Source organism: Paenisporosarcina sp. OV554, from assembly GCF_003058165.1.
Classification (GTDB): Bacteria; Bacillota; Bacilli; order Bacillales_A; family Planococcaceae; genus Paenisporosarcina.
The window spans coordinates 262418-280304 of the sequence record NZ_QBUC01000001.1; the positions used below are offsets into that span (position 1 = coordinate 262418).

Below are 17887 nucleotides of genomic sequence, written 5' to 3' on the forward strand. Positions count from 1 at the left end.
TGCTTTTATTTTTGTGTTTTATTAGAACGGCTACGTGAAAGTAGTAAAATCATATAACATAATAACCCAAATAGTAAGGAGATCAAAAGAGAATGAACTAACGCGAAGTATAAATTAAGTTTTGTTAAAACCACTACCATACCTGAGATCACCTGAAGCGAAACAATTATAAAAGCAGTAATCCAACCATAGTACAATACTCGTTGATCTTTATAGTTTTTAACTGCATGCCAAGCAATAAATGCTATCCATATAAAAATTAGTGCAGCTGCAGTGCGATGTCCCATTTGAACCCATTCATACATGTTTGAAGGCAAAGAGAATTGATCATTGTTACATAAAGGCCAATCCGGACAAATTAAACCTGAATCAGTATGCCTCACGAGTGCGCCAGTATATACGACAATGTACGAGTAAAGCGTTACACCAACTGTATGCCATTTTAGTTTTGATCCAATTCTCAATTTATCAGCGTCAAATTTTCGATCAACTTCAAAAATGAGGAGAGTTAACAATAATACGGAAGCAAAAGACAATAAGGAAATTCCAAAGTGAAGCGCTAATATAAAATCACCTTGTCCCCATAATACTTGAGCAGCTCCTATTAAAGCTTGCAGGATTAAGAAAAACATAGCCATCACAGCTAAAAATTTTGTTTCGCGTATATGCCCCATCACTTTCCAAGACCATACTGACAATATTAATATAAGAAAGCCAACAGATCCTGTGACGACGCGATGAGAAAATTCAATTAAAACTTCTGTAGTAATTTTATCTGGAATTAATTGTCCATTACACCCTGGCCAATGTCTGCCACAACCCATGCCACTTTCTGTTTTGGTGACAAGTGCACCGCCAAGAAGAATGAGCAACATGCCGATTGTTGCAGCAACTGCAAACCATTTTAAGTATTTACTTTGTTGCATGAATGACACCTACTTTGTATAAACTGATTGCGATAAAAGTGAGAACCTGCTTGTTTGATAATAGCTAAGAAACAGTGAAAATACAATGTCTAGCCTGCAATCTCCATCAATACGATTCTGCTTTTCACAAATTGTTCATAAAAAATTCTTTTTCCATTCACAAAACTTTTACTAAAATGCTTTAGTATAGAGTTGTTGTGTATCGTTGACAAGGAACCGCTTAATGCTTTTTATCGAATTTCTAGTTATATATAGAAATAACATCAGTTTTTCGATATAGTAATGGTAGCGGAATATGCTTACAACTTTGAAAGGGGGAGTTTCATGTCAAACGGTAAAGCGATTACTGCAAGTTCAGAGGCGAATCCTGTCACAACATCTTTTGTTAAGGACTTTCTTGCTTTGATCAAGATTGGAATTGTAAACTCAAATCTTGTAACTACGTTTACGGGATTGTGGTTAGCTTTCCAATTTTCAACTCGTCACTTTTTAGACGAACTAGACTTAATGTTCTTTACGCTTTTAGGTTCAGCATTGATTATTGCTGGTTCGGGCGCAATGAACAACTTCATCGATCGTGATATTGACCCGATTATGTCAAGAACAAAATCAAGACCAACTGTGACGGGCAGATTTAAACCTAATACCGTATTGTCCGTTTCTCTATCCTTTTTAGTTGTTGGTGAGATTTTGTTATTTATGGCATCGGTCTCTGCTGGAGTATGGGGACTAGCTGGTATCATCAGTTATGTCGTCTTATACACCATGTGGTCAAAAAGAAAACATGTGAGCAATACAATTGTCGGTAGTATTTCTGGTGCAATCCCACCCGTTATTGGTTGGGCTGCAGTGGAACCAACACTTGGATGGGGAGCACTTTCACTATTCCTCATTATGTTTGCATGGCAGCCACCACATTTTTACGCACTTGCAATGAAACGAACGGAAGAATATCGAGCAGCAGGTATCCCTATGTTGCCGGTTGTTAAAGGATTTGCTCATACAAAGCGCTCCATGCTACTGTGGATTTTAGTTCTTTTTCCTCTCCCATTCCTACTCATGCAACTTGGAACATGGTTCCTCGTTCTGGCAACTGTGCTGAATTTAGGTTGGCTAATACTTGCATTAAAAGGCTTTAAAGCAGAAGATGATTTAAAATGGGCAAAAGGCATGTTTATTTATTCGTTAAATTACATGACCATCATATTTGTTTCGATGATTATTTTCTCGATTTTTAGCTAACTTTGGGATTCTTTCTTTGAATGTAGAATTCATATAGAATAGAACCAGACCGCTTTACACACTTGAATACTCAAACGAAAGAGGGGGTTGATTAAGCTATGATAAAAGGGATCAAAAAATGGCGTCTCTTTTCACTTGTGACCGCTCTAATGGTCTTTTTATCTGGATGTGGTGAAGAGCACTTATCGACACTAACACCAGCAGGACAAGTTGGTAGAGATCAATTAAATTTAATGGTACTTTCAACAGGAATTATGGTACTAGTAATTATTGTAGTTTTAGTTGTTTATCTTCTTACAATCATTAAATTCCGTCGTTCTAAAGTTGGAGAAGATGTGATTCCTAAACAAGTTGAAGGAAATCACACACTGGAACTTATTTGGACAATCATTCCGATTATTTTACTTTTAATCTTGGCTGTTCCAACGGTTATTGCTACATACAACTTAGCTGATGTCAGTGGCATGGATAAAAAGGATGCAAAAGGTAATGCGACAGCGGTTACAGTAAACGTTAAAGCTAACCTGTACTGGTGGGAATTTGAGTATCCTGATTTAGGAATCATAACTGCTCAAGAGTTAGTTGTACCAACGAAAGAGAAAGTTTACTTTAACCTAAAAGCTGCTGATGTAAAGCACTCATTCTGGATTCCTGCTGCTGGTGGTAAATTGGATACAAACGTTGAAAACATTAACAAATTCTATTTAGAATTTGACAAACCATCTGCAGGTCTTGAAGATGGCGTGTTTTATGGTAAGTGTGCTGAACTTTGTGGTCCTTCACACGCACTAATGGACTTTAAAGTAAAATCATTAGACCGTGATGACTTTGATAAATGGGTTGCAAACATGCAAGCTTCTAAAGAAGCGGAAACTCCTGAAACTGATTTAGCTCAACAAGGTCAGGAACTCTTCACTAACAAAACCTGTATCGGATGTCATGCTGTATCTGGCGCAGGAACTACAGGTGCTCGAGGTCCAAGCTTGGCAACATTCGGTGATCGTAACCGCGTCGCTGGTTTCATGGAAAAAACAGATGAAAACGTTAAGGCATGGATTAATGATCCTGAAGCGCATAAACCAGGTAACACAATGCCACAACCAGAAGATATAAATAGTGGCAAGAAATTTACAGATCAAGAGCTCACAGCTCTGACAGAATACTTAATGGGACTATCTGTAGAAGAATAATCTTCTAGAGAATGACAAGAAGGAGGTTAAAGTTGTGAGTTCAATCGCACAGAAAAAAGGCTTTGGGGCCACTCTTTGGGACTATTTAACAACAGTCGACCATAAGAAAATTGCCATCCTTTACCTCGTAACCGGCGGATTTTTCTTTATCGTTGGTGGTATTGAGGCTATGCTTATTCGTATCCAACTTGCAAAACCTGACAATGATTTTGTGAGTGCAGGTTTATATAATGAAATTATCACCATGCATGGTACGACCATGATCTTCCTGGCCGCCATGCCACTTATATTCGCATTTATGAACGCCGTTGTCCCACTTCAAATTGGTGCACGTGACGTAGCATTCCCATTCTTAAACTCTTTAGGTTTCTGGATGTTCTTCTTCGGAGGAATCTTCTTGAACTTATCTTGGTTTTTAGGTGGAGCTCCTGACGCGGGTTGGACATCTTATGCGTCACTATCATTAGCATCTCCAGGACATGGTATTGACTTTTATGCACTAGGACTACAAATTTCTGGTGGTGGTACGTTAATTGCCGGAATTAACTTCTTAGTAACAATTATCAACATGCGTGCTCCTGGTATGACCTACATGCGTATGCCATTATTTACATGGTCTACATTTGTAGCATCTGCATTAATTTTATTTGCTTTCCCTCCTTTAACAGTAGGATTGTTCTTAATGATTTTTGACCGTATGTTTGATGCGAACTTCTTTGATCACACAATGGGTGGTAATACAGTCATCTGGGAGCATTTATTCTGGATCTTCGGACATCCTGAAGTATACATTTTGATCTTACCTATGTTTGGTGTTTTCTCTGAGATTTTTGCGACTTTCTCACGTAAACGTTTATTTGGTTACTCAGCAATGGTCTTTGCAACTGTATTAATCGGTTTCTTAGGTTTCATGGTTTGGGCTCACCATATGTTTACAACTGGTCTTGGGGCAACAGCTAACGCAATCTTTGCTGTAGCAACAATGGCTATTGCTGTTCCAACAGGTGTTAAAATCTTTAACTGGTTGTTAACGATGTGGGGCGGTAGTATTAAATTCACAACAGCTATGTTATATGCTGTTGCATTTATTCCGATGTTCGTAATCGGTGGTGTAACAGGTGTCATGCAAGCGTCAGCGCCTCTTGATTACCAATTACATGATTCATACTTCATCGTTGCTCACTTCCATTACGTTATTGTGGGTGGAACAGTGTTAGGTTTATTAGCTGGCTTGCATTTCTACTGGCCGTTAATGTTTAACACGATGTTAGATGAAACTTTAGGGAAAATCACATTCTGGTTATTCTTAATTGGTTTTAACTTAACATTCTTCATCCAACATTTCCTAGGTTTACTAGGTATGCCTCGTCGTGTGTTCACATACGGAGCAGATCAAGGATGGGATTTATTCAACTTAATCAGTTCATTTGGTGCCATATTCATGGCAGTAGCAGTAACGATATTATTAATAAATATCGTGAAGACAATTGCACAGAATAAAGCTGTAGGTCGTGATCCTTGGGGCGATGGTCGAACACTTGAATGGGCTATTCCTCAACCAGTTCCTTTCTACAACTTTAAACAAACACCACTTGTTCGTGGTCTAGATACGTTCTGGATCGAAAAACAAGAAGGCAATAAAGAAGGTATGACATATGCTGAGCCAGTTGGCGATATTCATATGCCACACAACTCATTTATTCCTTTCGTAATGGCGTTTGGTTTATTCGTAGGCGCTTTTGGAGCATTATATAACGGAGAACAAGCATGGGCAGTTCCTGTATTGATTTTAGGATTGCTAATTACGTTTTTATCAATGGGAACACGTTCATTGAAAGATGACCTTGGTTACCACATTCACAAAGAAGATTTGATGGATAAAAAAGGGGGTAAACACTAATGGACTTAAATACTAAGTACACCCCACAATCTTGGCCGCAACATGCAGAAAACTCGACACTTGAAGGGAAAAACAAATTCGTAGGTTTTTGGCTTTTCCTTGGTGGTGAAACTACTTTATTCGCAAGCTTGTTTGCCACATACTTGGCTCTTAAAAATAAAGGACCAGAAGGTATGGAATTCACAACGCAAGAATTGTATCAGTTACCACTAGTATTTATTATGACGATGTTACTTTTGACATCTTCATTAACAAGCGTATATGCAATGTACCATATGAAAAACTATAATTTTAAAGCGATGCAAGCTTGGTTAATGATTACTGTTCTTCTTGGAGCTGCTTTCCTTGGATTTGAAATATATGAGTTCAATCATTATGTCCATGAAGGATTTAATTATAGTCAGAGTGCATTTAGTTCTTCCTTCTTTACATTAGTTGGAACTCACGGATTGCATGTATTAATTGGGCTTGGTTGGTTTATTCTATTAATGCTTCGCAATTCAAAACGCGGTTTAAATCTTTACAATGCACCAAAATACTATATTGCTTCACTATACTGGCACTTTATTGACGTCGTGTGGGTATTCATCTTCACGGTAGTCTATTTGATGGGAGTTGCGGGTTAATATGGCACACGATGTACAAAATCAAATGAGAACGAAAACTGAGTTCGAATATACCCGTCGCCGTTCTGCAGATGAAATGCGTGGTCAAGTGACAACATTTGCGATTATGATTTTTTTAACACTAATCGCATTTACAGCAGTGTATGCTGATTTTTCTCCAAATTTAGTCGTACCAATCATTTTGTTATTAGCAGTAATACAAGTTATTATGCAATTGTATTACTTCATGCATATGAGCCATAAAGGTCATGAAAATGCAAAATTCTTTTTATTCAGTGGCGCATTTGTAGCATTCCTTACTGTATTAACATTCGTCACAATTATTTGGTGGTAAATAAGATTCGAAAAGAGCTAGGAAAAGTTAATTTTCCTAGCTCTTTTTTTATAGACTTTGTATTGTTCATAGTTCGTTCATTGATGTTATGGTGATAGAGATTTATAATAGAAGTACTGAAGATAAAAGGAGCGATATTCGATGCCTTTAAGCATATTTGGTTTTCAAGCATTATGGAGTCCGTTTTTTATAGTTTCCACTCTATTTGTCATAGCTCTTTATTTTTTTATTACGATCAAAAAGCGACATTTGTTTGAAGGAAATGTATCGTTAACTAAAAAGGAAGCAAGCGCCTTTATCATTGCTGTAGTATTGCTGTATATCGTTAAAGGGTCGCCTGCTGATTTATTAGGACACATTTTATTTTCTGTCCATATGGCGCAAATGGCATTGCTATTGATGCTAATACCACCATTGCTGATAACAGGCATTCCAATTTGGATATGGAAGGCATTAATTGAAAATAGATTCATTAAACCTATGTTTCGTTTTTTCACAAAGCCATTATTAGCATTAATCGTATTTAGTGGTATGTTTTCGATTTATCATATTCCACTCGTTTTTGATGTAATCAAGCAAAACGAATGGTATCACATTTTATTTACGCTCCTACTTTTCATATCATCTCTTTTCTTGTGGTGGCCAATTATGAATAAACTACAAGGAGAACACCAAGTTCATGGCTTAAGTAAAATTGGCTATATTATTGCAAGCGCGATATTAATAACGCCTGCCTGCGCTTTAATTATTTTTTCTAATCACTCCATGTATGCTACATATACCAGTGGAGAGGCATGGTTAAAAGCAATGGAACTTTGTGTACCCTCTTCCAAGATGGCAAGTTTGACATTGTCTGGACCCGAACTATTTTCAAATATGTCTACAATTGAAGATCAAAGATTAGGTGGAGTTATTATGAAAATTATCCAAGAAGTTATTTACGGAGTAATCTTGGGGATGGTTTTCTTCCAATGGTATAAGTCTGAACAAGAGAATGCAGATGAGATCACGAATAAAGCGTTATTAGAGCGTCAAGCTTTTGCAGCAAACAAATAATCAACTTTTATTAGTAGAAGAGTGTTAGGAGAAAAAAGATGAGTTCACTATTATTGTCTACAATAAGTACATTTTTTATTGTGTTAAGTGCCGTATTAGTTGCAATTGGATGGGCATTAGTTAAAAACAGAAAAATTGAAGCTCACAAAAAGATGATGTTTGCTGCGGCTATTTCCGCTTTAACATTCTTTACTATCTATATTTCACGAACATTATTCATTGGAAACACTGCTTTTGGTGGGCCAGATGAATACAAAATCTTTTACACTGTCTTTTTGGTCTTTCATATCATACTAGCTACAACAGGAGCTGTATTTGGGATTGTAACGATTTGGGCTGGTTATAAAAATAATTTAGCAAGACATCGTAAAATTGGACCAATCACTAGTATCATCTGGTTCTTTACAGCCATTACAGGGGTAATGGTATATTTATTGCTTTACATTATCTATCAAGGTGGAGAAACAACTTCCGTCTTTAAAGCCATATTAGGATTTTAATTAAAGGCTTTTTTAAAACTACATTGTTGTTTATTGTACATTTGCGCTTGTTGCAAATGTACTTTTTCGTTTGTTTTTAATATCGACAGCATTCTTTAACATAGCTACTCTATTGGCTCAATTTAGTAAGGGAATCTGCGACACTCCTGCGGAAAAACGGGCTGGCAAGACCCCGCAGCGAGGAACGAGTAAGGAGGCTTGCCTGTTCGTCCGCGGAAAGGGAGCCGATTCTCTTTTTATAAAAGGCTAAGTTAAAGTAAACTATTGCTTATCGTACATTTGCGCTAGCCGCACGTTCTGCATTAGCCAACAAGTATGAAAACCACATACTTGTGGGTCTCATTCTTGGGCCCACAGGAAGTGGGTCATGAAGGTGTTGCCACAAAATTTCTCGCATTGCATTTTGCGACGAGTAACCGCAGGAGCAGGACGTGGCGTTTTTAACCTTCCTTCCTTAGCATGCTAGGCTCAAATGTACTCTTTCGTTTCTTTTTAATATCAACAGCATTCTTAAACTTTGCCAAAATAAAAAAAGCGATAGAGGCTGAAATAGCATCTTCGGCCGAACATCTACATAAAAAAACCTTCTATTCTGTAGTAAACCAAATCAAAATTACTGTGTCCTTCCAGGTTGCAAGGGAGCGAAGGATGCACACTCGACGAAGGATGATCTACAAAAAGAGAGGTGGGCGAGTGACACAGTCACAAGCCCATCCTCTTTATTCTCTAGAACTTTGTGCAGCAGGTAAAGCGTCCGAAGCGGACTGAAAACCTGTCTTCCTCAATAAATATAATCAAAGTTTCGGTTTGTAGTTGTAGTGATAATTATATTGTATTTTACTAAGTTGTTTTGAAAATAAAGGCATTGTTAAACGACATTGTCTTTTATCGTACATTTGTTCTTCAATATCAACATTCTTTAAATTAAAATTGCCATTCACCAGAGTAAATAAGGTGAATGGCAATTTTTTATAATTTGAAATTGGTTTTAATAATGCCAGCTTCTTTTGCAGTCGTGAAAATAATGACGACGAATGGTCCTATTATTAATCCTAAAAAGCCGAATATTTGTAATCCGATAAACATGGCAATTAAAGTTGCCAGAGGGGATAAACCAATCTGTGAACCCATCAGCTTTGGTTCCACTGATCGCCTAATGACAAGTAACACTAATGCTAGTATTGCTAATTTGGTGCCTAAAGCAATGTCTCCGGTTGCAAATTGGTATAATGACCATGGTCCAACTATTGCGATCGAACCTAAAATAGGAATAATGTCGATAATCCAAATGACAATGGACATGACAATTGCATATTGAGGAGCGATGAACAATAAGCCAATGAAACTACCAACTAAGATAAATAAGCTAGCTAGCAGTTGGGCTTTCATAAAACCAAATATGACAGAATTTAATCGTGACGTCATAAAGCGAACTTTTTCTGCAGTTGCTGGGGTAAAATGTCTAAAGACCATTTTCTTTAAATCTGTTAAATCTAACATAAATAGAAACAGCGTTATTATGTATACGATAAAACTGACTAAAAAGTTCGGAATTTCAGTAAGTAGGTTAGTAATACTATCGTAACTTACAAAACCTAAAATCGCTTCTTGCATAAGTTTCAAAAATTGATCTAATTCTTTTTTGATTGAAGAAACAACTTCAATTGGCATACCTTGTGTAAAACTGAATAATTTACTTTGTATATTCATCCACGAAAGTGTCAAGGTATTAAAGTAGTCAGGTGCAATTTTTGTTAATTGTATAATCTGACCGATCAATTGTGTAATAGTAAAATACAAAGTAGCTGTAGTAAGTAATAAAAATAAAATAAATATTGTTATTACTGCGGGTTTACGGTTCCAATTAAACTTTTGTTTACTCCATTTTACGAGAGGTTCAAGTAAAAATGCCGTAATCAAAGCTAATAAAATGGGGACAGCAAGAGGAAGTATAAAGGTAATGAAAAGGATAAGTATTAATATAAGTAAAGCGATAATCAAAAACTTCTTAGTAATCCACTTGGGCATTCGCAACACCTCTTTTTCCATATGTTATAAGTATAGACAACATTTACACATTTGAAAAGTGATAGAAAAAAACGCCGAAGAAAAAATTCTTCGGCGTTTCAATTATGCGCGAATTTCAAATGCATTGATATCTGCTTTAACAGCAGTTAGTGTTTGTTGGCAAGATTTCACTAAGTGTTCTGGGAACACTTCTTGGTCTCCATACTCAACACCATGTGGAAAGTAGTGTTTGCCGACAACAGGTTTCATCAAGGTAATGATCGCATCGTGAGCACCAACGTCTCCGTCTTTTGTGAAGCCGAAAATACGTAAGTAGAATGTACCTTCTTTGATTTCGTATTTTTTGTCATACGTTACACGTTCGTAGTCCCATTGTCCTTCACGAACAAGACCATGATTTAACATAATTTCATCTAATAATTCTAAATCAGCTGCTGTATTTTCAATACCTGTGTTTTCGAAATACATAAAATCGTCCTCCTTTTACATGCTTAACCTTAAGTCGAGCTTCCATTTTATAATAGTGTAATTTAGCGTTTGTTGCAATGACAACATTGTGTCAATACGTTGTAGACTGATATAATAGACTCATCATTTATATTACTAGGAGTTGTCATATTGAAGGTATTGGTTAGAATATTAATTTTTTTAGCAATTATTTTAACTGTCATATTTTATTCAGACCAAACCATTCAAGAAAATGAATTATTAGAAGCTCCAGGTTCAAGGGGACAAGCATTGCCTCAAGAAAACTTGTCGCCACCTTCTGGAGAAGGTACTATTCCGCGACCAGAAAAAGGCCTATCCACCTTGGTAGGCCAAAACACAAAAGAAATAATTAATTCATTTGGGGAACCTAATCGGATTGAAGCCTCTGCTTTTGGTTATGATTGGTGGGTATATAATGACTCCATCACTAATTACATGTTAATAGGTGTCATGAATGATACGATTACTCAAGTATATATTGCTGGGGAAGATCTTGATGCTTTTCCTTATCAAGTTGGGCAAACAATCGATGATTTATACCGTTTCACCATAATTGAATCGGAAATCTCAGTGCAATTAGATTCTAGTGTTTATACCTTTACTATTAATGATGTAGATATGAAAAATCGATTATTAGTAAAGTTTAATGGACTATATGCACAAATCTATGTGGACGAGGAAGACGGGAAAGTGGAAGCCATTCGTTTTACGGATCCTCGCACAACCGTTCTCCATCAACCTTATGAAATGACGTATAAAGGGGACTATTTAGCGCCAGATGTCCCTTCTACTTACGAGCAAAAAGCGATTAACGAATCTAATGAACGTTTATTATTCGACTTAACAAATGTATTTCGTGTGAAACACTCGGTAGATACGGTTGTGGAGGACGAAGACCTTCATATGGTTGCACGAAAACATAGTGAGGATATGGCCATGGAAAACTATTTTTCTCATGAATCTCCGGATTTTGGAGATTTGGAAAACCGCTTAGAGGAATCACAAATTGTGTATGAAAGTGCAGCTGAAAACATTGGATCCAATTATTATGATTCTGCTGAAGTTGTGCATGGCTGGTTAAACTCGATGGATCATCGAAAAGTATTACTAAAAACCGATTTCACACACTTAGGTGTTGGTACATTTGGCAAATACTATACACAAAACTTTGTAGAGCGAGAAGTACTTAATAGAAAAAATATTAATGAATAGCGGAATTTATCCAAGTTCCTTCTTCTGAGGAACCAAAGGGACGAATGTGCAGTGGGACGTGGTGCTTAGCAGCCATGTCAACTGCCTTTTTTTGTATGAGCGGATGCTTCGCTGTTTCACATAAATCCTGAAGTTTTTCATATGAAACATGCGATAATTTTTGAACATTTGAAGAACTCTTAGGGTCATTGGACATAACTCCGGGAACATCTTTATAAAATTCGACAGCACTAGCCTCAAATAATGAAGCTAATAAAATAGCCGTCAAATCACTCCCACCTCTGCCTAATGTTGTGAAACGGTGGTCTGTCGTAATGCCTTGAAATCCAGGAACGATAACACAGGGGATATGTTGGAGTAATTCTTCAATGGCCTGTTTAGATGTTTTAATGATTGTAGCATCTCCAAAACGGTCATCTGTGTAAATGCCAGCCTGGACACCATAGGCTAATTGACAAGGGATTTGCTCCTTTAAACACTCAGCAAATAAAACGGATGATGAAAGCAATTCACCACATATTGCTGCTACATCTTTTGATTCAGGTGCAAATTGGAAAGCATCTGTCAATTGTATAAGAGTATCTGTGGAATAAGGATCTCCATGTCTTCCCATTGCGGATACAACTACAATTACCGATTTATATTTGGCTAAGCCTTCTTTAATGTGTTTAATACATATTTCACGCGATTTTTTATCTTTCATCGCGATGCCTCCAAATTTCTGAACAATCATTGAATTCGCTCCTTATTATCATGAGTGACATTTTCCCGCATTCTTACATACGATGAACGTACCTTGACTGTAATGTATTCGGTCAATTTTATTTTGTGTAGGAGGGGTACAATGGCTTTTGTCATTGCAGATTTAATAAAAGATTGGCCTTGTACATGGTTACATGGGTCATTTAATGAATGGATAAGAGGTGTAAAGGAAGATTCGAGAGACGTTCAAACCGGTGATGTCTTTATTGTTATCAAAGGCAGACATGCCAATGGAGCTGCTTATATAAACGAAGCTATACACAACGGGGCAGTATGTATCATTTCAGAAAATCGTGAAGATGGTCAGTTTTGTAAAGATGTGGCTTTTGGAATTGTACCAAATACACGCACTTTTCTTTCTCATGCCAGTTCGCGTATTCATGGAAACCCATCAGAACAGTTACACATTGTTGCAGTTACTGGAACGAACGGTAAGACAACGGTGAGTCATATGATTGGTCAACTCCTCACTTTTCTTGGTTATCATACAGCAGTGATTGGGACTCTAGGACTATATGTTAATGGGGAAAAAATAATAGAGAATTTCCCGTCACTCACGACATGGTCTGCCAGTCATCTTCATCAAACTTTTGCGAAGCTTTTAGCAATGAATGTAACTCATGTAATTATTGAAGCCTCATCAATGGGATTAGCACAACACCGACTGGATCATTGTTCGATTCAACAAGGAGTCTTTTTAAATATTGGTCATGATCATTTAGAAGATCACAAAGGTATTGAAGCGTACAAGAAAGCAAAATGTAAATTACTTCATTTATCAAAAAAAATCGTCGTTAATGAAGACGACCCTTTTTGGTTTGAAAAAGCTAAAGAAAGTAATAAAGAAAATAAATGGTTCGGAAAAAAACACCTGATCTTAGAAGAACTAAAACCATTATCCATGACTTTAAAGTTGAATGATCGAGATAGAGAGTATTTATTTGAAGTAGGATTTAGCGGGGTCTATAATATTTCAAATATTGCAGCAGCTATTGCGACTGTGCACCAAATGGATATACCGATGTCCTCAATTACACCACTCCTCCCACGCCTAACTTTACCTGCAGGTAGATTCCAGTACATTATTAAAGAGCCTTTCCAAGTGGTCATTGATTATGCTCATACCCCTGAAGCTTTGAAACACGTTCTATCTTCAGCTGCACAAATAACGGCAGGAAATTTACTTGTAATATTTGGTTGTGGTGGGGATCGTGATCAATCTAAGCGAAGTGAAATGGGAGATATCGCTGCTGTATACGCAAAATATTTGTGGGTTACATCGGATAATCCTCGTTCAGAAGATCCCTTGAAAATCTGTCAACAAGTCATAAAAAATTTACCTGTTTCTAACAATATTCATATCGAAATTGATCGAGCGTCCGCTATAGAACAAGCGCTTCGCAGTTTAAAACCTGGCGATTTATTATGTATTGCTGGAAAAGGACATGAGTCTACGCAGCACATCGGTAACCAAGTGTTGCCATTTTCAGACGAGCAAACCGTTAGAAAAATTTTTTCGTCATTATCTACTTCGCTGAATAACGAAAAATGAACCTGTACCAATGGCTAATAGTTTCCCTTGATCATCTGTAACTTCCCCAGTAGCTACAATGGTTTGGCGACCTTTGTGAGAAATGGTAGCATGAGCATGTAAATGCCCTTCAGTAGCAGTTGCTAAATAAGTGACAGATAAGTTCGTAGTTACAGCAGCACGATCTTCAGGTAGTGAATTATTTGCTAAGACACCCATAGCGGTATCTAATAAAACCCCTATAATGCCTCCATGCGGGATACTAAGATTGTTATGAATAAGAGGTGTGATTGGAATAGAAACCTTGCAGAAATCGTCCGTTAAGCTTCTTTCCATATGAAGTCCAGCACTTAAATAAGTGGACTTTTCTCCTCTTTGTTTCTTCTCGAAGCCATCCATCCAATTCGATAAAATAGATAAATCTTCCTCTGTGGAATTGCTGATAATCTGTTGAAACTGCGTAACTAATAATTCTTTCATAATTTTCTCCTAACTTTTAGCAAATGCATGTCTTTTAATTTCAGTAGTCAATCTGTTATGATAAATACAGATTGGGGGAATGGCCGATGATGATGATGACATCAGAATGGGCATCCATTATGGATGAAGGAGATAGTTTGACACAAATGATCTTATCCTCCGAGCTAGCTGAACAATTCAAAGAAGCTTATTTTGCCGTTTACACAGACGATTTGTTAAAGAGACAAATTGCTTCGTTTACACAGCTTAAAGAACACTATGAAGATGTTCAACGCTTTGGAAAATATCATCCAGACTATCAGCACGTGATGAAGTCAATTCGTGTACAAAAACGCGCACTTGATATGAACGAACGTGTCGCAACGTTAAAACTAGCTGAAAACGAATTGCAAGATTTGTTAGATCAAGTCAGCTTAATTATAGGTAAAACCGTATCTGATTCAGTCAAGGTACCTGTTAGCAATCCATTCTTCGCTGCTGCATCAGATTCTTCATGTAGCACTGGAAGTTGTGGTACAGGTGGATCTTGTGGATGTTCAGCTTAAAATAAATGCATGTGCCATTTTAAGCTCGCATTGCAGATCGCTTGTAAAGCATGTGCGAGCTTAGGCTTCATACAAAGTTCTTATTATTGAAGTATGTAAGTTGCACGTTCAATATATTCTCTTCCATAGAAAAAGGATGTGCGAGTAATGTGCACATCCTTTTTCTTATGCGTGTTTTTCAGCCAATAAAGTAACCGCTAAATCAGGTCGGTCAGTTATGATGCCTTTTGCACCTGCAAGAAATAGTCGTTCCATTGTGTGTGAATCATTTATTGTCCAGTAGTGAACGGGTACATTTAAGTTACTTAAGAATTTAATGAAACCTTCACCATCAAGTGGGAAAACACCCGATTTTACAGGAATTTGAATCACGTCCGCACGAGGGTGATACAAGTGACCAAACTGGCTAGTATAAGCAGTGTATGCTTTACGAACTTCGTTTTCACCGGCCCCTAAAGCCACCGTGTTTTGTGCATATAAGTTAAATCGATCGATTTGTTCGTCATAGAAACTTGTAACAACCACCAGGTTTTGCGCATTCAATTCTTCAATTAATCGCCACAATTTTGAAGGGATTAAACTACCTTCATACGTGTCAGGAGAATCCTTCATATCAATATTAATCAACATTTGTGGGAACTCTTCAAATAACTCACGGAGCGTAATAAAGGTTTCTCCTTTACCACGATACTCATATTCTTGTTGAGTATTAATAAATTGATAGCCTAAGTCGTAAGTCTTTAGTTCCGAGAGTGTCATATCAGATACACGTCCAGAACCATTAGTCGTACGGTCAATAAACTCATCATGGAATACAATAATCTCTTCATCTTTAGTTAAACGAATATCAATTTCAAATCCGTGAACACCCAGTTCAGCGGCTTTTTTAAATGCAATCATAGAGTTTTCAGGAGCAATTTGAGAACCACCGCGATGAGCTAATATTATCGGTTGTCCATATTGAAGAGCTTCCTTATCTAGTCGTTTTTGAGGTTTTGAGATGGCTTTTGAGCCTGCCCAGGCGGCAGCACCAGCTGCTGCAATTGCAAATGCTACTTTCGTTTTCTTTCCCATGCCTAATTCCTCCTCAAGCAAACTTGCTTTTATCATTATAAAGGATATTGTACCAAACTGACAGCTTCAAGCGGTTGCGAACGTTTTCTTTCGTATGGTATTCTTTTAAGTAAGAAAAGAGGGAACTCGCATGAATGACCGACAAGGGCTAATTGTATATGTACATCATTTAAAACAAGCGAAATCGCTGAGAAAATATGGCCATGTTCAATATATTTCTCGAAAACTTAAGTATGTCGTTATGTATTGCGACCTCGATCAAATTGAAGCGATTTCAACAAAGTTACAAAAGCTTCCTTTTGTTAAAGAAGTCAGTCCATCTTACCGTCCTTTTGTTAAAACTGAATATGAAAATTCTAAACCAGATAAAGCGAAAGAATACGACTATAAAACTGGCTTATAAGTTACCTTAGAGGCGGCAATATATGATGCAATCTGAGTAAACCAGTTAGGTATTGATGATACAAAGCTGGTTCTGCAAAATAAGATGAATGCTTAACTTCAAGACGGTGTGGGGAGTAATTTCTTTCCTGCAACGTCTTTTCAATTAATAGGATTCGCTTACTTGTTTTTTCATCAGAGTACTCAATGCCTTCTCGACAATAATAGATGGGCATAAAATTCCCTTCACTTGCTGGTTTTAATACTAAAGCGACACTCAATTTTTTGACGTCCTTCAATACAGATGTGAAAATACATACATGGTGAAAACGATCTTCGTTAGTTTTCAGCAATTCCAACCATTCATAAATATCGCTATAACCTTCTCCGAGTTCAATAAAACGTTGAATCATACGAGAATGACACATCCTTTCTATTGCATCTTATCATGGCTGTTGCCATGAAGCATACGCAAAAGTAAGACATGACTATATAAATAACTGATGAAATAGTCAAGGAGGAACTTCATGAGAGTAATATCTGGAACACGCAAAGGACTTCCATTGAAAGCGGTGCCAGGCTCAGGCACGAGACCAACAACCGATAAAGTGAAAGAATCGATTTTCAATATGATTGGTCCTTATTTTGAAGGTGGACTAGCAGTGGACTTGTTTGCAGGAAGCGGTGGACTTGGCATCGAAGCCCTCAGTAGAGGAATTGACACATGTATTTTTATTGAAAAAGATCCACGAGCAGTTCCAACTATTTATGAAAATTTAAAGAAATGCAAACTAGAAGATCAAGCGGAAGTATATAAAGCTGATGCTACTCGAGCTATAAAAGCACTCGAAAAGAGGCAAGCTAAGGTAGATTTATTATTCCTCGACCCACCTTATGAAAAAGTCGGCTATTATGAATTGATTAATCAATTCGTCGAGAAAAATTTGCTAACGGACCATGCCATCATTTTATGTGAACACGAAAAAGGAGTAGACCTTCAAGACCAGTATGGAGCGTTTACACTGTCTAGAAAAGAACTTTATGGTAGTACAATCATTTCGATTTATCGACAGGAAGAAGGACAAAGTCATGACTAAGATTGCAGTAGTGCCAGGGAGTTTTGATCCCGTTACATTTGGTCACCTAGATATCATTAAACGTGGTGCATCTGTATTTGATGAAATCCATGTAGTCGTGTTAAATAATTCGTCAAAAAAACCTTTATTTACGGTGGAAGAACGTATGGCTTTAATTAGCGAAGTAACGTCAACGTTACCGAATGTTCATGTTGACTCTTTTTCTGGTTTGCTTGTCGACTATGCTAATAAAGTGAATGCTCACGCAATCGTTCGTGGATTAAGGGCCGTGTCAGATTTTGAATATGAAATGCAAATCACTTCGATGAACAGAGTACTTGATGAAAAAATCGAAACATTCTTTATCATGACGAATAATCAATATTCTTTTCTTAGTTCGAGCATCGTAAAAGAAGTGGCCAAATATGGTGGGAATATTTCCGAACTTGTGCCTAAACAAGTGGAAGCAGCGTTAAAAATGAAATTTGGTTTCGAATAAATCCTACGACGTTACCTAATGAAGGAAAAAGATGGC

At 37.1% G+C, this 17887-nt stretch carries 20 protein-coding genes; 13 read left to right on the plus strand and 7 right to left on the minus strand.

Features of this window, described 5'->3' with window-relative positions; translation table 11 throughout:
- Positions 1–5 precede the first annotated feature (5 nt).
- A complete protein-coding gene (locus tag C8K15_RS01205) occupies positions 6–926 on the minus strand; it encodes a COX15/CtaA family protein (RefSeq protein ID WP_108584467.1) in 921 nt (306 codons plus the stop codon).
- Positions 927–1250: 324 nt separating this feature from the next.
- Between C8K15_RS01205 and cyoE the strand changes: the two genes are divergently transcribed.
- From cyoE to C8K15_RS01240, 7 genes are all read left to right on the plus strand, one after another.
- Positions 1251–2168: a heme o synthase gene (gene cyoE / locus C8K15_RS01210; protein WP_108584468.1), complete on the plus strand. Its 918-nt coding sequence runs from the start codon at positions 1251–1253 to the stop codon at positions 2166–2168.
- 98 nt (positions 2169–2266) lie between these two features.
- Positions 2267–3358: a cytochrome c oxidase subunit II gene (gene coxB, locus C8K15_RS01215; protein WP_108584470.1), complete on the plus strand. Its 1092-nt coding sequence runs from the start codon at positions 2267–2269 to the stop codon at positions 3356–3358.
- A gap of 34 nt (positions 3359–3392) precedes the next feature.
- Positions 3393–5258 carry a cytochrome c oxidase subunit I gene (gene ctaD, locus C8K15_RS01220; protein ID WP_108584472.1) on the plus strand — a complete coding sequence of 622 codons (1866 nt, stop codon included), beginning with the start codon at positions 3393–3395 and terminating at the stop codon, positions 5256–5258.
- Positions 5258–5884 (plus strand): cytochrome c oxidase subunit 3, encoded by a 627-nt coding sequence (locus tag C8K15_RS01225; RefSeq protein ID WP_108584474.1) that lies wholly within the window; start codon positions 5258–5260, stop codon positions 5882–5884. Before ctaD ends, C8K15_RS01225 begins: the two co-directional genes overlap by 1 nt.
- 1 nt (position 5885) lies before the next feature.
- Positions 5886–6218, plus strand: coding sequence for a cytochrome c oxidase subunit IVB (ctaF, locus tag C8K15_RS01230; protein ID WP_108584475.1), 333 nt, complete (start codon positions 5886–5888; stop codon positions 6216–6218).
- Between the two features lie 141 nt (positions 6219–6359).
- Positions 6360–7274, plus strand: a complete 915-nt coding sequence (gene ctaG, locus C8K15_RS01235) for a cytochrome c oxidase assembly factor CtaG (protein ID WP_108584477.1) — start codon at positions 6360–6362, stop codon at positions 7272–7274.
- Between the two features lie 38 nt (positions 7275–7312).
- The gene (locus C8K15_RS01240) at positions 7313–7774 is read left to right on the plus strand and encodes a DUF420 domain-containing protein (RefSeq protein ID WP_108584478.1); all 462 of its coding nucleotides are present in this window, start codon (positions 7313–7315) and stop codon (positions 7772–7774) included.
- A 969-nt stretch (positions 7775–8743) separates the two neighbouring features.
- Here the strand turns inward: C8K15_RS01240 and ytvI are convergent.
- Both ytvI and C8K15_RS01255 read right to left on the minus strand, forming a co-directional pair.
- On the minus strand, positions 8744–9802 hold the full coding sequence (gene ytvI, locus C8K15_RS01250) for a sporulation integral membrane protein YtvI (RefSeq protein ID WP_108584481.1): 1059 nt from the start codon (positions 9800–9802) through the stop codon (positions 8744–8746).
- Between the two features lie 102 nt (positions 9803–9904).
- Positions 9905–10270 (minus strand): YugN family protein, encoded by a 366-nt coding sequence (locus C8K15_RS01255; protein WP_108584483.1) that lies wholly within the window; start codon positions 10268–10270, stop codon positions 9905–9907.
- Between the two features lie 150 nt (positions 10271–10420).
- On the opposite strand from C8K15_RS01255, the gene C8K15_RS01260 reads away from it, so the two are divergent.
- The gene (locus C8K15_RS01260; RefSeq protein WP_108584485.1) at positions 10421–11503 is read left to right on the plus strand and encodes a CAP domain-containing protein; all 1083 of its coding nucleotides are present in this window, start codon (positions 10421–10423) and stop codon (positions 11501–11503) included.
- On the opposite strand, the gene C8K15_RS01265 is transcribed toward C8K15_RS01260, so the two are convergent.
- Complete coding sequence (locus tag C8K15_RS01265; protein ID WP_108584487.1) at positions 11493–12236, minus strand: amino acid kinase family protein; 744 nt, start codon at positions 12234–12236, stop codon at positions 11493–11495. The two genes, C8K15_RS01260 and C8K15_RS01265, sit on opposite strands and share 11 nt — an antisense overlap.
- A gap of 111 nt (positions 12237–12347) precedes the next feature.
- Here C8K15_RS01265 and C8K15_RS01270 point away from each other — a divergent pair, with 111 nt between their 5' ends.
- Positions 12348–13817 carry a UDP-N-acetylmuramoyl-L-alanyl-D-glutamate--2,6-diaminopimelate ligase gene (locus C8K15_RS01270; RefSeq protein ID WP_108584489.1) on the plus strand — a complete coding sequence of 490 codons (1470 nt, stop codon included), beginning with the start codon at positions 12348–12350 and terminating at the stop codon, positions 13815–13817.
- Here the strand turns inward: C8K15_RS01270 and C8K15_RS01275 are convergent.
- Positions 13788–14276, minus strand: a complete 489-nt coding sequence (locus C8K15_RS01275) for a PaaI family thioesterase (protein ID WP_108584490.1) — start codon at positions 14274–14276, stop codon at positions 13788–13790. The genes C8K15_RS01270 and C8K15_RS01275 overlap by 30 nt on opposite strands.
- Before the next feature lie 89 nt (positions 14277–14365).
- Between C8K15_RS01275 and C8K15_RS01280 the strand changes: the two genes are divergently transcribed.
- Positions 14366–14821, plus strand: a complete 456-nt coding sequence (locus C8K15_RS01280; RefSeq protein WP_108584769.1) for a YlbF/YmcA family competence regulator — start codon at positions 14366–14368, stop codon at positions 14819–14821.
- Positions 14822–14986: 165 nt separating this feature from the next.
- On the opposite strand, the gene C8K15_RS01285 is transcribed toward C8K15_RS01280, so the two are convergent.
- Entirely contained in the window at positions 14987–15895 is a 909-nt protein-coding gene (locus C8K15_RS01285; RefSeq protein WP_108584492.1) for a glycerophosphodiester phosphodiesterase family protein, read from the minus strand.
- A 130-nt stretch (positions 15896–16025) separates the two neighbouring features.
- Here C8K15_RS01285 and C8K15_RS01290 point away from each other — a divergent pair, with 130 nt between their 5' ends.
- Positions 16026–16298, plus strand: a complete 273-nt coding sequence (locus tag C8K15_RS01290; RefSeq protein WP_108584494.1) for a YlbG family protein — start codon at positions 16026–16028, stop codon at positions 16296–16298.
- 1 nt (position 16299) lies between these two features.
- Here the strand turns inward: C8K15_RS01290 and C8K15_RS01295 are convergent, their stop codons facing one another.
- Positions 16300–16689 (minus strand): DUF7147 family protein, encoded by a 390-nt coding sequence (locus tag C8K15_RS01295; RefSeq protein ID WP_108584495.1) that lies wholly within the window; start codon positions 16687–16689, stop codon positions 16300–16302.
- 114 nt (positions 16690–16803) lie between these two features.
- On the opposite strand from C8K15_RS01295, the gene rsmD reads away from it, so the two are divergent.
- Positions 16804–17373: a 16S rRNA (guanine(966)-N(2))-methyltransferase RsmD gene (rsmD, locus tag C8K15_RS01300; protein ID WP_108584496.1), complete on the plus strand. Its 570-nt coding sequence runs from the start codon at positions 16804–16806 to the stop codon at positions 17371–17373.
- Positions 17366–17851: a pantetheine-phosphate adenylyltransferase gene (gene coaD / locus C8K15_RS01305; RefSeq protein WP_108584498.1), complete on the plus strand. Its 486-nt coding sequence runs from the start codon at positions 17366–17368 to the stop codon at positions 17849–17851. Before rsmD ends, coaD begins: the two co-directional genes overlap by 8 nt.
- Positions 17852–17887: the final 36 nt, after the last annotated feature.